General features: G+C 66.6%; 13 protein-coding genes and 1 tRNA gene. 2 read left to right on the top strand and 12 right to left on the bottom strand.

Features of this window, described 5'->3' with window-relative positions:
- Positions 1–66: 66 nt before the first annotated feature.
- The gene (locus ABE472_RS03675) at positions 67–993 is read right to left on the bottom strand and encodes a LysR family transcriptional regulator (protein ID WP_313212556.1); all 927 of its coding nucleotides are present in this window, start codon (positions 991–993) and stop codon (positions 67–69) included.
- Between the two features lie 140 nt (positions 994–1133).
- Between ABE472_RS03675 and ABE472_RS03670 the strand changes: the two genes are divergently transcribed.
- Positions 1134–1835, top strand: a complete 702-nt coding sequence (locus ABE472_RS03670; protein WP_346465515.1) for a pirin family protein — start codon at positions 1134–1136, stop codon at positions 1833–1835.
- Positions 1836–1890: 55 nt separating this feature from the next.
- Here the strand turns inward: ABE472_RS03670 and ABE472_RS03665 are convergent, their stop codons facing one another.
- The 3 genes from ABE472_RS03665 to ABE472_RS03655 all read right to left on the bottom strand — a co-directional run bounded on the left by ABE472_RS03665 (position 1891) and on the right by ABE472_RS03655 (position 6208).
- Positions 1891–4029, bottom strand: a complete 2139-nt coding sequence (locus ABE472_RS03665; RefSeq protein ID WP_346463762.1) for a TonB-dependent siderophore receptor — start codon at positions 4027–4029, stop codon at positions 1891–1893.
- 230 nt (positions 4030–4259) lie between these two features.
- Positions 4260–5408: an aldo/keto reductase gene (locus ABE472_RS03660; protein ID WP_346465514.1), complete on the bottom strand. Its 1149-nt coding sequence runs from the start codon at positions 5406–5408 to the stop codon at positions 4260–4262.
- Positions 5409–5527: 119 nt separating this feature from the next.
- Entirely contained in the window at positions 5528–6208 is a 681-nt protein-coding gene (locus ABE472_RS03655; RefSeq protein ID WP_346465512.1) for an ankyrin repeat domain-containing protein, read from the bottom strand.
- Between the two features lie 187 nt (positions 6209–6395).
- Here ABE472_RS03655 and ABE472_RS03650 point away from each other — a divergent pair, with 187 nt between their 5' ends.
- The gene (locus ABE472_RS03650; protein WP_313212552.1) at positions 6396–6773 is read left to right on the top strand and encodes a VOC family protein; all 378 of its coding nucleotides are present in this window, start codon (positions 6396–6398) and stop codon (positions 6771–6773) included.
- A 58-nt stretch (positions 6774–6831) separates the two neighbouring features.
- Here ABE472_RS03650 and ABE472_RS03645 read toward each other — a convergent pair.
- The 8 genes from ABE472_RS03645 to ABE472_RS03610 form a co-directional block, all read right to left on the bottom strand.
- Positions 6832–6924, bottom strand: a tRNA-Ser gene (locus ABE472_RS03645).
- A gap of 81 nt (positions 6925–7005) precedes the next feature.
- A complete protein-coding gene (csrA, locus tag ABE472_RS03640; RefSeq protein ID WP_019183311.1) occupies positions 7006–7209 on the bottom strand; it encodes a carbon storage regulator CsrA in 204 nt (67 codons plus the stop codon).
- 145 nt (positions 7210–7354) lie between these two features.
- Positions 7355–10003: an alanine--tRNA ligase gene (alaS, locus tag ABE472_RS03635; protein WP_346465510.1), complete on the bottom strand. Its 2649-nt coding sequence runs from the start codon at positions 10001–10003 to the stop codon at positions 7355–7357.
- A 107-nt stretch (positions 10004–10110) separates the two neighbouring features.
- Positions 10111–10602 carry a recombination regulator RecX gene (gene recX / locus ABE472_RS03630; RefSeq protein ID WP_123728918.1) on the bottom strand — a complete coding sequence of 164 codons (492 nt, stop codon included), beginning with the start codon at positions 10600–10602 and terminating at the stop codon, positions 10111–10113.
- A gap of 110 nt (positions 10603–10712) precedes the next feature.
- Positions 10713–11753, bottom strand: coding sequence for a recombinase RecA (gene recA, locus ABE472_RS03625; RefSeq protein WP_123728917.1), 1041 nt, complete (start codon positions 11751–11753; stop codon positions 10713–10715).
- Positions 11754–11957: 204 nt separating this feature from the next.
- On the bottom strand, positions 11958–12608 hold the full coding sequence (gene lexA, locus ABE472_RS03620; protein ID WP_121041795.1) for a transcriptional repressor LexA: 651 nt from the start codon (positions 12606–12608) through the stop codon (positions 11958–11960).
- A 588-nt stretch (positions 12609–13196) separates the two neighbouring features.
- Positions 13197–14876, bottom strand: coding sequence for a 2-polyprenylphenol 6-hydroxylase (ubiB, locus tag ABE472_RS03615; RefSeq protein WP_346465508.1), 1680 nt, complete (start codon positions 14874–14876; stop codon positions 13197–13199).
- Positions 14877–14912: 36 nt separating this feature from the next.
- The gene (locus ABE472_RS03610) at positions 14913–15407 is read right to left on the bottom strand and encodes a CinA family protein (RefSeq protein ID WP_019183317.1); all 495 of its coding nucleotides are present in this window, start codon (positions 15405–15407) and stop codon (positions 14913–14915) included.
- Between the last annotated feature and the right edge of the window lie 108 nt (positions 15408–15515).

Genomic DNA, 15515 nt, shown 5'->3' with positions numbered 1-15515 from the left:
CCAAGCCAACATTCAGCTTGAACGGGCGGGCAGCGGCATCGCCGCAGGCCCCTGCCCGGCCTGCGATCAGCCCAGCCAGCCTTCCATGGTGGGCCACCAGCCATCCAGCACCTCCGGGCGCTGCATGCGCTCGCGCCACCATTTCAGCGCGGCCCCGTCCTCGCCAGTCCGCCAGGCCAGCCAGAACGTCTCGTCCGGCTTGGGCTCTTCAACCTGCCTGATCACCAGCCGGCCCTGCGCCACCGCCCGCTGTACGTACGGCTCGGGCAGGAAACCGAAACCGAGCCCGGCACATTGCAGGCGGAACTTGCTGACCATGTCCGGCACGGTCACGGTCTCCTGCCCCATCAGCAGCCCGACCGTGCGCGGCAGCAGCCGCCGCGCCGAATCGGCCACGGCGATCGCACAGTGGGCGGCCAACGACTCACGGCCCAGCGGCTCGGACGCGGCCGCCAGCGGATGCGAGGGCGCCACCGCGAACACGAAACGCACCACGCCCATCGGCTCGACCACATAGCCCCCGCCGCTGGGGCCCTCGCCCGCCGCGCCGACCAGCAGGTCCGCGCGCCGGTCCAGCAGTGCCTCCCAGGTGCCTGACAGCGATTCACTGATCAGCCGCATCCGGGTCTGTTCGGCCACCGCATTGAAGGCACGCACGTCCTCGGCCAGCAACGCCGGCACGAACATCGAGTCGACCGCCACGGTCAGCTCGGCCTCCCAGCCGGAGGCCACCCGCCGCACCCGCATCTCCAGCTCCCGCGCCGCCCGCAGCAGATGGCGGCCCTCCTCCAGCAACGCCTCCCCGGCCGGGGTCAGGTGCGCGCGCGGGCCCACCCGATCGAACAGCTGCACGCCCAGGTCCTCTTCCAGTTTGGAGACGGTATAGGAAATGGTCGAAGGCACCTTGTGCAGGGCCTTGCCGGCCGCAGCGAACGAGCCGCGGCGGTCGATGGCATCCAGGATCTGCAGGGCGTCGAGGCTGAGCTTGAGCATTCGAATTTTTCGATGATGGCTTGCAAAACTATCCGTTTTTCAAGCCGACGGCGCAAGCGGATACTGGCCGCAACAGGAAAGGGGACGGCAGCGACCGCCCCGGACCGCCATCGAAACCATCGAACATCCAGGAGATTCCCATGCTGCAGATCCGCAAGAGCAACACCCGTGGCAAGGCCGACCATGGCTGGCTGAACTCCATGCACACCTTCTCCTTCGCCAATTACTACGACCCGCGCTATACCAGCTTCGGACCGCTGCGGGTGATCAACGAAGACCGCGTGCAGGGCGGCCAGGGCTTTGGCACGCACAGCCACAGCAACATGGAGATCATCTCCTACGTGCTCGGCGGCGCGCTGGAGCACAAGGACTCGATGGGCACCGGCTCGGTGCTGCGCTACGGCGATGTGCAGCGCATGAGCGCCGGCAGCGGCGTCAGCCACAGCGAGTTCAACCACTCGGCCGACGAAGCGGTGCACTTCCTGCAGATCTGGCTGTTCCCCGACCAGGAGAACATCACCCCGAGCTACCAGGAGACCCACTTCGCCCCGGACACCAAGCGAGGCCAGCTGCGCCTGATCGCCTCGCGCGATGGCCGTGACGGTTCGCTGCTGATCCACCAGGACGCCAACATCTACGCCACGATCCTGGACGGCGACGACCGCGTCCACCTGCCACTGGCCCCGCGCCGCGGTGCCTACGTGCAGGTCGCCCGCGGGCAGCTGCAGGTCAACGGCATCACCTTGGCGACCGGCGATGCGCTGCAGGTCAGTGACGAGGCGCAGCTGACGCTGGAAAACGCCAACGACGCGGAAGTCATCGTGTTCGAGCTGGCGCTGTAAACATCCGGCCGCAAACGCAGACACCCCGGTTGCCCGGGGTGTCGTTCGTTTTGGATCAGAACCTGTAGTTGAGGGTCAGGCGCACGTTGCGCGGCTCGCCCCAGGTGTAGGTGCTGTACCAGCTGAAGATCGTGTAGTAGTGCTTGTCCAGCAGGTTGTTGACGTTGAGCGTCGCCGAGAGCTGGTCGTTGAACTGGTACCGCGCCATGGCATCGAGCAGCCAGTAGGGCTCGGTGCGGTGGAGCTGGCTTCCGCCGGTGGCCGGATTGGTGATGGTGCCGAACGTGCTGCCCTGCCAGCGCGCGCCCCCGCCAACGCTCCAGCCGTCAGCCACACCGGTGAGGCGGTAACTGGTGTGCACGCTGAACTGATCTTCCGGCTCCAGCGTGGAGACCTTGGTGGACTGCTGCCGCGCGATCTTGTGCGCGTAGCCGCCCTGGATCTGCCAGCCCGGCGCAAGCTGGCCGGACACCTCCAGCTCATAGCCTTTGGTGCGCACCCCCATCAGGCCTTCATAGGCAATCCCGCCACTCGGCGTCCTGCCGCCGGTCGGCTGTGCGTAGTTGTCCTGCTCCAGCTGGAACACCGCCGCACTGGCGTTGAGGCGACCGTCGTAGAACTCCGCCTTCAGGCCCGCTTCGTAGCTGCGCCCTTCCAGCGGATCCAGCACCCGGCCCTGTTCGTCCTGGTTGCCCTGCGGCTTGAAGATGGTGCTGTAGCTGGCGAAGACGGAGAAGTTGCGGTTGAGGTCGTACACCAGGCCGGCGTACGGCACGACCACACCGCTCTCGTCGGTATCCGGCGATTTGTAGTTGGCGATGCGGCTGCCGACGATCAGCTTGAGCGGATCGGCCAGGTCGAAACGGCCCACCACATAGGCACCGCTTTCGCGGGTGACCTGGTTGTCACCGTAGCCCCACTGCCAGTCCGGCTCGGGCACATCGCCGGTCCAGGCGTAGTAGTCGGCAACGCTGCTGACATAGCCCGGCTGCGGCGAGTAGCCATTGTTGACCCAGCGCTTGCGCGACACGCTGCCACCGACCACCAGCTCGTGCTGGCGGCCGAACCACTCGAACTTGCCGCTGACGTACAGATCGGCCGCGTTGCTGGTGGTCTTGCCGATGTACTGGCCCAGCCACATGCTCACGCCTTCACCGGTGACCGGATCCGGATTGCCACCGGCCGCCGCGCCCAGCGAGGCGTCATAGCCGTTGACCTGGTGATTGAGCTGCAGCTTGGCGACCCAGTCATTGCCGAAGGTGTGCTCCAGCGTCGCGAAGCCGGTACGGGCGTACTGGCCCCAGCGGCTCCAGCGCGCGCCGTTGTTGAACGAGCGCGGCATGTCGTTGAAGTTGCCTGCACTGTCCAGCAGGGGAATACCGCCCCAGCTGGAGCCTTCCGGATCGCTGTCCTGGTAATCGGCACCGACGGTCAGCAGCGTGCTCTCGCCGAGGTCGGCCTCGAGGATGCCGTAGAACACCTCATTGCTGCGCTGGTAATGGTCGACATTGGAATGCTTGTCCTGGTAGGCGCCGACCACGCGGCCGCGCACGCGGCCACTCTCAGTCAGCGGCCCGCCGACATCGACTTCGGCGCGGTAGCTGTCCCATGAACCGACACCCAGCGTGGCACTGCCGGCCAGCTCCCGGGTGGGTTTCTTGCGCACCAGATTGATGGTCGCGCCCGGGTCGCCCATGCCGGTCAGCAGGCCGGTGGCGCCCTTGAGCACCTCCACGCGATCGTAGATGGCCATGTCGCTGAGCGTGTTGCCGGCCGAGTACGCCGAATCGCGCGCCATCGGGATGCCGTCGTACTGGAAGTTCTGTACTGCAAAGCCGCGCGCGTAGTACTCGGTGCGCTCGCTGTCGTAGGTGACGATGCTCACACCCGGCGTGACCTTCATGACGTCATCGATGCCGTTGAGGCCGAAGTCGTTCATTTCCTGCCGCGTGATCACGCTGATCGACTGCGGCGTCTGGCGCGGGCTGAGCACCAGGCGGGTGGCCGTGGCGATCGTGCCGGGCGTATAGGAATCACTGCCTTCGGTCACGGTGCCGAGCTGGTTGGCGGTAACCTGCACGGTCTGCAGGGTCTGTGCGCCGTCCTTGGCAGGGGCGTCCCCCGCCGGCACCTCTTCGGCCTGCACGGCCGAGGCGGACAGGGCCAGGCCCAGCACGCAGGCCATCGCCTGCATCAGCGGGGAGCGCGAGGGAAAAGCGCGACGGCGACCCGAATGGATCGGGGCAACACGGAACGGAACGACGGACACGGCAATGCCTCCAGGCAGGAAGGGACTCCTCTGGCGGCGGCTGGAGGGAACGAATGGGCGGCATGATGCCGCATCCCGGCCGCCAGTGGAAGATGGCGCGACCGTTGAGGCAGAAGGCGTTCGGGGGTCGCCCCGGGTCAGGCGGGGCGTGGGGGTCAGCCGCGGGGCACCGGGGCATCGGAGGCGATCAGCTTCTCCTGCTTGAGCTCGGCCCAGAATGCGGCCGGAATCGCCACGGACATGGAGGCGACATTGGCCAGCACCTGTTCGGGCGTCCGCGCGCCGGGAATGACCGCCGAGACCACCTCCGGCGCATCGGCGAACTGCAGCGCCGCGGTGCGCAGATCCACACCATGGCGCTCGCAGAGGACCTGCACCTTCGCACGCTTCTCCGGCGCCCACGACGGCACCTTGCCGTCATACAGATAGCGATCACGCCCGGCCAGGTAGCCGGCCAGCAGCGGCGAGCCGACCACGACCGATGCACCGCGTGCGGCGATCCTGGGGAAGGTGTCATGCAACGCCTGCTCGTGGTCCAGCAGCGAGTACTGACAGGCGAGCAGGAAGATGTCCGGATCCGCCTCGGCCACCGCACGCAGGGCCGGCTCGGGACGGTTCACACCGAAGCCCCACGCCTTGATCAACCCCTCCTCGCGCATGCGGGTCAGCGCCGGCATCGCGCCCTTCGCTGCTTCCGCGAAACGCTGCTCCCAAGGCACGCCCAGGTCTTTCTCGTTGTCCGGCGAGAGGTCATGGATGAAGACCACGTCCAGCTGCGACACACCGAGCCGGTTGAGGCTGTCCTCCACCGAACGCCGCGTGCCGTCGGCGGAGTAGTCGTAACGGTAATGGAATGGCGACGGGTCCTTCCACATCACGTCCTGCAACTCACCGGCGGTCGCCGTCAGCAGGCGCCCGACCTTGGTCGACAGCGTGTACTCGCGCGCCGGGTGGTTGTGCAGATGATGGCCATAACGACGCTCGCTCAGGCCGAGCCCGTACCAGGGTGACGTATCGAAATAGCGCACGCCCGCCGCATAGGCTGCGGCGAGGCTGGCTTCGCTCTGCGCATCGGTCGCGGCCGCAAACCCATTGCCGATCGCGACGCCGCCCAGGCCCAGGCGGGTCTGCGGCCGGTAACGCCCGCCCTGCCGCGCGGGATTGCCGGGCAAGGGCTTCGCTGAAGCCTGGCCGCGGGTGGGCAGGACGCTGCCCGGGCCGGCCGACTGCGCCATCAATGGGGCGGCGGCGAACGCGGCCGTGCCGGCGGCGGCAACGGAAAGGAAGTGGCGACGTGCGTTCACGGCGACTCCTGTTTCTGCGGGGGGGAAGCACACACCTTGGCAGAGCAGCGGTGCAGAGCATGCCTGTGCGGCGTCAACGCAGTGGCAACATCCATCCGCTCTGTCCGGTTGCGCGTCGCTCAGCCCGGACGCGCACCCCCTGCCAGAAGCAGCGCCTCCATCTCGCGGTAACCGCGCTGGCGTGCATGCTGCAGCGGGCTCACGCCTTCACCGTCGGGCAGGTTCACATCCGCGCCTGCCGCGATGAGCTGACGGACGATCTCCACATGTCGCGGGCCGCCATCGGCGAGGATGATCGCCTCCAGCAGCGCGGTCCACTGCAGCTTGTTGATGTGATCCACATCGACACCGGCCGCGATCAGCGTCGCCACGGTCTCCACGTGCCCGCGTTCGGCCGCTGGGATGAGTGCGGTGCCGCCGTAGCGGTTGGTGCTCTTGAGGTCGGCGCCAGCACTCAGTGTCGCGCGCAGGATCTCAAGATGCCCTCGCGCACCGGCGTACAGGTACGGGCTGTCCTGGATCGCATCCTTGGCATTGACGTCAGCACCGGCCTGGATCAGCGCACGTGCGGCCTCCACGTGGTTGTGGTGGGTCGCGACCAGCAACGGTGTCGCCTTCGCCACGCCGCGCGCATCCACGCGGGCGCCCTGCCCCAGCAGCGTACGCACCGCAGTGGCATCGCCCTTCTCCGCCGCCCGATGCAGCCGCTCTTCCAACGAGGCGGCACTGACCGGCATGACCATGCCCATCAGCATGCTCACGACCACCCAGCCACGCAGTGACCTCCGTCCCATCGACATGTTCCTGCTCCTTCCACGGGGGCGCCCGGTGGGACGCCGCAGGACAACGACCGTAGCCGAGCCGCCGCGTCGGCACCAATGATGATTGGGGATCGGCTGCATGCGCCATCCGAATGCGTCGGGCGGCGCGCCTTCCGCCTGTTTCATGCGACGCTGCGCGCCACATTCCCCACGGAAGCGCACCACCATGCTGCATCACCTTTCCCTGGGCGTGCGCGATCTCGCGCGTGCCGCCGCCTTCCACGATGCCGCGCTCGGTGCGCTGGGCATGCGCCGCGTCTTCGAAGACGACGAGGCGATCGGGTATGGATATGTCGAGGACGAGGATCTGCTGTGCCTGAAACTGCGGGCCGATGCCTCGCCACCCGGCGCCGGATTCCACCTGGCCTTTGGAGCGCCCTCGCGCCAGGCGGTGGACGCGTTCCACCGCGATGCACTGGCGGTTGGCGGCACCTGCAACGGGGCGCCGGGGCTGCGCGAGGATTATGGCGATCACTATTACGCCGCGTTTCTGATCGACCCGGACGGGCATCGGATCGAGGCGGTCTGCAAGTCGGCCATTTGAACCGGATCGCACAAAGAAAAAGGCCTCCGTACTTGCGTACGAAGGCCTTTTCTACAACTGGCGGAGCGGGAGGGATTCGAACCCTCGATAGAGTTTTAAGCCCTATACTCCCTTAGCAGGGGAGCCCCTTCAGCCACTCGGGCACCGCTCCAGTGTTCTTGGTCCGCCGCTGCGATGAATCATCTCAGCGGGGGCGCGAATAATAACGTTTTCCGCGCCCTCAGGTAAAGCCTTAATCCGAAGAATTTTCACTTCCGGATGCATTCGGCTCATCACCGCGCTGGATCCGCTGATAAATCTCTTCGCGGTGCACGGCCACGTCCTTCGGAGCGGTGATACCGATACGCACCTGGTTGCCCTTGACGCCGAGCACGGTCACGCTGACCGAGTCACCGATCATCAGGGTTTCGCCTACACGGCGAGTCAGGATCAACATTTGTTCAAGTCTCCAGGGGAACCGGTGGTGGCATTTCCCCACCGGCTTGGCGCCCCGGCAAGAGCGCCCCACGACAACGGGAAAAGATTCGCCATAGTACCGTCAGGCCTCCCGACCCATCAAGGAGCAGGAGGCTTCAGGCTGTTCAGATACGGGGGGTGACCCAGTCGACGACGGCGGCCAGTGCAGAAGCAAGGGCGGGCCCGTCCTCACCACCACCCTGGGCGAGGTCCGGGCGGCCGCCGCCCTTGCCCCCGATCTGACTGGCGATATGGGCCAACAGTTCCCCGGCCTTGACCTTGCCCATTGCGCTGCCGTTCACACCGGCGACCAGGGCCGCCTTGCCGTCCTGGGTGCCGGCCAGCACGATCACCGCATCGCCGAGCTGCTGCTTGAGCCGGTCGATCGCATCGCGCAGCGCCTTGGCATCGAAGCCTTCCAGACGCGCGGCCAGGATCTTGATGCCGTTGACCTCGACCGCGGCGCCACCAAGATCGGCGGTCGCACCGGCCGCCTGCTTGGCCTTGAGCGCCTCGAGCTCGCGCTCGAGCTTCTTCTGGCGCTCGCCGAGCTGGCGGATCTTGTCGACCACGTCGCCGGCGTTGCCGCCGAGCAGTGCCGCCGCTTCGCTCAGCTGGGCTTCTTCATGGGCCACATAATCCAACGCGCCCTGCCCGGTCACCGCTTCGATACGGCGCACGCCCGAGGACACGCCACCTTCGGACGTGATCTTGAACAGACCAATGTCGCCGGTGCGCGAGACATGCGTACCGCCACACAGTTCGGTGGAGTAGTCGCCCATCTTCAGCACGCGCACGTGCTCGCCGTACTTCTCGCCGAACAGCGCCATCGCGCCGAAGTCGAGCGCTTCCTGCATGCCCATGTTGTGGACTTCAGCGGCGTTGTTGGCACGCACCTGCTCGTTGACCTTGCGCTCGATGATCGCCAGGTCCTCGGCGCTGATCGGCGCGAAGTGCGAGAAATCGAAGCGCAGGCGATCGGGTGCGACCAGCGAGCCCTTCTGCTGCACATGGGTGCCCAGCACTTCGCGCAGGGCGGCGTGCAGCAGATGGGTGGCCGAGTGGTTGAGGATGGTCGCGCCACGGCGCTGGCCATCGACCTGACCGGACAGCATGTCGCCGACCTTCAGGCTGCCCGCGGTGAGCTTGCCGACGTGCCCATGGAACTGGCCCGCGAACTTCTGGGTATCGCTGACGTCCACCTGCACGCCGGCGCCGGACAGGGTGCCGTTGTCGCCGACCTGGCCACCGGATTCGGCGTAGAACGGGGTCTGGTGGGTCAGCACGATGACGTCGTCGCCGGCCTTGGCGCTCTCCACCGGGCGGCCGTCCTTGAGGATGGCGACCACGGTGAGATCGTCGGCCTGCAGGCGGTCATACCCGAGGAACACGGTCGGCTTGAGCGTGGCGACCAGATCGGCCGACAGGGTCACGCCGCCGCCGAACTTGCCGGCCGCGCGCGCGGTCTCGCGCTGGGTGTCCATCGCGGCGTTGAAGCCCTCGATGTCCACGATCAGGTCACGCTCGCGCGCGATGTCCTGGGTGAGATCGAGCGGGAAGCCGTAGGTGTCGTAGAGGCGGAACGCATCCACGCCCGGGATCACGCCGTTGCTGACCTTTGCGGCCACGTCGTCGAAGATCTTCATGCCCGAATCCAGCGTTTCCGCGAAACGCTCTTCTTCGGCCTGCAGCGCGCGCACCACCGTGTCTGCCTGCGCCGGCAGTTCCGGATAGGCCACGCCCATCTGCTCGACCAGGGTCGGCACCAGCTTGCTGAAGAACGGCTGGCGCACGCCCAGCATCCAGCCATGGCGCAGGGCGCGGCGGATGATCCGGCGCAGCACGTAGCCGCGGCCTTCGTTGGACGGCAGCACGCCATCGACGATCAGGAACGAGCAGGCGCGGATGTGATCGGCGATCACGCGCAGCGACTTGTTCTCCAGATCGGCCATGCCGGTCAGCTCGCTGGCCTTGCGGATCAGCGCCTGGAACAGGTCGATTTCGTAATTGGTGTGGACGTGCTGCAGGATCGCGGCCAGACGCTCCAGGCCCATGCCGGTATCCACGCACGGGGCCGGCAGCGGCACCAGGGTGCCATCGGGCTGGCGGTCGAACTGCATGAAGACCAGGTTCCAGATCTCGATGAAACGGTCACCGTCTTCATCCGGCGAGCCCGGCGGGCCACCGGCGATGTGGTCGCCATGGTCATAGAAGATTTCGGTACACGGGCCGCACGGACCGGTCTCGGCCATCTGCCAGAAATTGTCCGACGCGAACGGCGCACCCTTGTTGTCGCCGATGCGCACGATCCGCTCTTCCGGAATGCCGACCATGTCGCGCCACAGCGCGTAGGCCTCGTCATCGGTCTGGTACACGGTGACCAGCAGGCGCTCGGCCGGCAGCTTCCAGACCTGGGTCAGCAGCTCCCAGGCCCAGGCGATGGCGTCCTTCTTGAAGTAATCGCCGAACGACCAGTTGCCCAGCATTTCAAAGAAGGTGTGGTGGCGGGCGGTGTAACCGACCTGGTCCAGATCGTTGTGCTTGCCACCGGCGCGCAGGCAGCGCTGGACGTCGGCCGCGCGCACGTAGCTGCGCTTCTCGGCGCCAAGGAACACGTCCTTGAACTGCACCATGCCGGAGTTGGTGAACAGCAGGGTCGGATCATTGCCCGGCACCAGGGGCGCCGACGGCACGATCGTGTGGCCTTTGCCCTTGAAGAACTCAAGGAAATCGCTGCGGATCTGGGAGGTAGTGAATTTGACGGATGCGTTCATGGGGGGCTGGCTTTGTGCGGGCCGGTCAGTCCCTGGCACGCAGCCCCAATGGCCGGGTGTCAACTGCAGGACCGCCGAAACCACAAAGGGTATCAGGCCCGGGCCGCTCAGTCCTCAGGGTCGTACCGGGTGGCCTGGCGGATGCTGTCGCCGGGGAACCCCCGGCGGGCCAGAAGATCCGCGGCTTTACGCCGTGCAGGCAGTTCCTGCGGGCCGGCCTCGCCAAAACGGCGGCAGACCAGGTCGCGGGCATTCTCGGTCCAATCGCCTTCGAAGGTGTCCATGGCCGCAGCGATCTGATCGCTGTCCAGGCCATGCGTGCCCAGTTCGGCGCGGATATGGATCGGTCCATAGCCGGTGTTGGCCCGGATCCGGACCAGATTCTCGGCAAAGCGGGTGTCATCCTGCCAGCCGGCCTCGGCCAGCTTGCTGACCGCTGCTTCGGCGGCCTCGTTCTCGATGCCGCGGGCCTGCAGTTTGCGGGTCAGCTCTTTACGCGAGTGTTCGCGGCGCACCAGCAGCCCCAACGCCCGCTGGACCGGCGTCTGTTCCTGGACACGGCGCTTGCGCCGGGGTGCGGGGGCTTCGGAGTCTTGCATGGCAGCGGTCCATTACAGTGCGCCATCCTTGGCGCCATCCCGTCGGGGATTCTTGAAACTGCAGGACAGGGCGAGCGTCACTGACGGCGCTGCCCTGCCCCGCAGGAAACTCACTCGGCGTCGTCTTCAGCCTCGTCGCCGCCTTCACGCACGGCTTCTTCCGGCTGGAACTTCTCGCGCAGCTCGGCTTCCAGACGCTGGGCGATCTGCGGGTTGTCGCGCAGGTAGCCGCGGGCGTTGTCCTTGCCCTGGCCGATGCGCTCTTCGCCGTAGCTGTACCAGGCGCCGGCCTTCTCGACCAGCTTGGCTTCCACGCCCATGTCGATCAGTTCGCCTTCGCGGCTGATGCCTTCGCCGTACAGGATCTCGGTGATGACCTGCTTGAACGGGGGCGCCAGCTTGTTCTTGACCACCTTGATCTTGGTCTGGTTGCCGATGATCTCGTCGCCCTTCTTGATGGCGCCGATACGGCGGATGTCCAGGCGGACCGAGGCGTAGAACTTCAGCGCGTTGCCGCCGGTTGTCACTTCCGGGCTCTGGCCCGGCATCATCACGCCGATCTTGTGGCGCAGCTGGTTGATGAAGACCACCAGGGTGTTGGAGCGCTTGATGTTGCCGGTCAGCTTGCGCAGCGCCTGGCTCATCAGGCGAGCCTGCAGGCCCGGCAGCTGGTCGCCCATTTCGCCTTCGATTTCGGCCTTCGGGGTCAGCGCGGCGACCGAGTCGACCACCACGATGTCCACCGAGCTGGAGCGCACCAGCATGTCGGCGATTTCCAGCGCCTGCTCACCGGTATCCGGCTGCGAGAGCAGCAGGTCGTCCACGTTGACGCCCAGCTTGGCGGCGTAGATCGGATCCAGCGCGTGCTCGGCATCGATGAAGGCCGCGGTACCGCCCTTCTTCTGGCACTCGGCGATCGCCTGCAGGGTCAGGGTGGTCTTGCCCGAGGATTCCGGACCGTAGATCTCCACGACGCGACCCTTGGGCAGGCCACCGATACCGAGGGCGATATCCAGCATCAGCGAACCGGTGGGGATGACCTCGACCGCCTCGACGACGCGGTCGCCCATGCGCATCACGGCGCCCTTGCCGAACTGCTTTTCGATCTGGCTCAGCGCGGCGGTGAGGGCGCGCTTTTTGTTTTCGTCCATCGGAGTGGTCCTTGCAGAGGTCGTATCGGTGGAGGTGCTGTCTTTGGAAGTCTTCTTGGCCATGGGTTCACTTTAAGGCTGGCGTATCGCACGGGCTGAGATTCTGCCCGGCGTTCGGAAAAAAATTATCGGACATCCGTACCAACCTCAGCAAAACCAGAGATGTGCCACAAAAGACCGCGCGTGATTCAATGGGGAACAGGGTCAGCGGTTGGGCCGCAGCAACCCGCAATAGAGGCCTTCGATGGCGAAGTCCTGGTCGGGCAGCACTTCGATCGGCTTGTAATCGGGGTTGCGCGGCAGCAGGCGGATCCGGTCCTTGCCCATCTTCAGCAGCTTGACCGTGATCTCGTCATCGATGCGGGCCACCACGATCTGCCCGGAGCGGGCGTCGCGGGTGCGGTGCACACCGATCAGGTCGCCGTCGAAGATGCCCTCGTCGATCATCGAGTCGCCCTGCACCTTCAGCAGGTAGTCCGGCGCGGGCGAGAAGAACACCCGGTCCAGCACCACGAAATCATCCGAGCCGATATCCGCGCCGATCGGCAGACCGGCCGCGACCCGGCCCAGCACCGGCAGCCGCAGAACGTGGTCCGGCAACGCCGACGCAGGCAGTGATTCGGGCAGGCCGTTCTGCAGCGCCGGCGCCTGGACCAGCCGGATGCCGCGGGCCTGGCCCGGGATGCGACGGATCGCCCCGGCCTGCTCCAGCGCTTCCAGATGGTACTGGGCTGCGCGGACGCCCTTGAAGCCGAACGCGCGGGCGATTTCGGTCTGCGACGGCGGTGCGCCATCGGTCTCTATACGCTCGGCGATCAACTGCAGGATCGCCTGCTGGGTATCGGTCAGGTCCATGGTTAGTAGTATTACTACTAACGATGCGGGCACGCAAGTGCCCGCAGAGGAAGAGCCGATAGAAGAAGGGCTGTCCCGCACCGGCCGAAGCCTCCAGCAATGCCTGTAGCCACCGACCGTTGGTCGGTGACCGCGCGAACGCGCGGCGATGTCTGACGGCGCGGGTGCGTATCGCTTGCGGCCAGCTCTCCGGCGTTTAGCCTCTGCAATCTTTGGGGTCAGGCATTCGTGGGGGCCGGATGAGGAGCAGCCACGCATGGCGTGGCTCTACCGGTGGGTGCGGTGACGGGCTGGAGCAGCCACGCATGGCGTGGCTCTACCGGTGGGTGCGGTGACGGGCTGGAGCAGCCACGCATGGCGTGGCTCTACCGGTGGGTGCGGCGGCGGGCTGGAGCAGCCACGCATGGCGTGGCTCTACCGGTGGGTGCGGCGGCGGGCTGGAGCAGCCACGCATGGCGTGGCTCTACCGGTGGGCAAATGGTGACGGGTCGGTCAGGAGGGAGCGTCCGACCAACGGTCGGACCTACACGTAATCCCCCGCTTACGCGGGAGATTCCGGGGATCCTGCGGATCCCAGCGGTAAGAACCCTACGGGTTCTTACCGCTGCGCCAGATCGAAAACAGGATCCACACGCCACAGAAGCCGGCACCGATGAAGCCGGCCACGCCAAGCGCGAGCAGCCAGCGGCTGGAGATGCCGCCGACACTGTGCATGACGATCGAGGAGCCGATGATCAGCGCGGCGGTCACGATGCCCATCACCAGCCGGTTCGCCGCGCGGTTGACCTGGTCGCCGAAGCCCTGCAGCGCCGTGGTTTCAATCTTGAGCTGGAGCCGGCCGCGGCGCGCCATCTGCAGCAGGCGGCGGACATCGCGCGGCAGATCGCCGACCAGATCCATCACCCCGACCAGGCTGCGCTTGCCGCGCTTGAGCATCGCGCCGGGCGAGTAGCGTTGCCACATCACCCGCTCCAGATACGGGCGCGCGGCGCTGGCCATATCGAACTGCGGGTCCAGCTGGCGGCCCATGCCTTCCAGGGTGAGGAAGGTCTTGATCATCAGCGCCAGATCGGCCGGCAGGGTCAGCGCGTACTGGCGCAGCAGCTGGGTGATGTTGCCCAGCATCAGGCCCATGTGCAGGTCCTTCAGCGGGACCCCGCGGTACTGGTCCACGAAGGTGCTGATGTCCTGCTGCAGGCGCGACTCGTCCACTTCCACGCCACCGGCCCAGTCCAGCAGCACGTCGGCCACCTGCTCCGGCTCCTGGGTGACCAGGCCATGCAGGAGCTGGGCAACCTGGAAGCGGCGCTGCTCGGAGATCGCCCCGACCATGCCGAAATCGATCACGCCGATGCGGCCATCCCGCAGGTAGATGATGTTGCCCGGGTGCGGATCAGCGTGGAAACAGCCGTCCTCCAGCACCATCTTCAGCACGATGCGCGCGCCGGTGCGGGCCAGCTGCACGCGGTCCAGACCGGCCGCATCGACGCCGACCAGATCGCGGCCGGGAATGCCGTCCACGAAGTCCTGCACGTTGAGGCTCTCGCAGGTCCACTGCCAGTGCACGTTGGGGATCAGGATGTCGTCGCGGCCCTGGAAATTGCGCGCGATGCGCTCGGCATTGCGGCATTCGGCGGCAAAATCCAGCTCGCGGCGCAGCGACACCTGGAACTGCTGCACCACCTCGGCCGGGCGATACCGCTGCAGATCGGGCAGGCGCGCCTCCACGATCTCGGCCAGCCGCGCCAGCAGGCGCAGGTCGGCTTCGATGACGTCACGGATGCCCGGACGACGGATCTTCAGCACCACGGCGGTGCCGTCATGCAGCGTTGCGCGATGCGCCTGTGCCAGCGAGGCCGCGGCCATGGGCGTTTCATCGAGCCACGCGAACACCTCGGTGGCCGGTGCGCCGAGATCACGTTCGAGCTGCTCACGCACCTGCGCATACGGCAGCGCGGGCACGGCGTTCTGCAGTTCGGAGAACTCGGCGATCCAATCCGGCGGAAACAGGTCCACGCGGGTGGCCAGCACCTGGCCGAGTTTGACGAAGGTGGGGCCCAGGTCTTCCATCGCGCGGCGCACGCGCACAGGCGCGGTCATCCGCAGCATCTGCTGGGTATCGTTCCAGTGCAGCAGGCGGCCAGCGCGTTCGAGCACATCGGCCAGGCCGATGCGGCGCACGAGGTCGCCGAAGCCATAGCGGATCAGGACCGACGCGATTTCCTGCAATCGCCCCAGGTCACGCACGGTACCCAGCGTTTCCCACATCGGCCCACTCTCCTGTCAGCACACCCGGTCAGGATGTCACAACAGCGGGAAGATTCCCGTCAGCGCCTGCTGCACGGTCTGCCGCCGTATGGCTTCGCGGTCGCCATCGAACTGGAACAGCTGCGCACGCGCGTAGCCGCCACGGCCCTTCCAGCCGATCCAGACGCTGCCGACCGGCTTGTCCTCGCTGCCACCGCCCGGCCCGGCAATGCCGGTCACCGCCACGGCGATGCCGGCACCGGAATTGATCAGCGCACCGGAGACCATTTCCAGCACGGTCTCGCGGCTGACCGCGCCGAACTGTTCCAGCGTCTGCGCGCGCACGCCCAGCAGGCGTTGCTTGGCTTCGTAGCTGTAGACCACCATGCCGCAATCGAAGAACGCCGAGGAGCCGGCGATATCGGTCATCGCCTTGGCGATCCAGCCGCCACTGCAGCTTTCGGCAGTCACCAGCTGCAGCGAGGCCTGCTGGAGGCGCTGGCCCACGTCACTGGCGAGGGCGCCCAGCTCGGCGTCGGAAGGAACGGTCATGGGAAGTCCTGGATCAACGGGGGGACGAACGCCCCCTGTTTTAGCCGAAATCGTGAGTGATGTCGTGTGTTGCCGGGTGCGACGGAGGGCGAAGCCCCGCCGGGAGAA

It is taken from the genome of Stenotrophomonas sp. TWI809, assembly GCF_039673205.1.
Classification (GTDB): Bacteria; Pseudomonadota; Gammaproteobacteria; order Xanthomonadales; family Xanthomonadaceae; genus Stenotrophomonas.
This window is presented reverse-complemented; position numbering and strand designations above follow the sequence as displayed.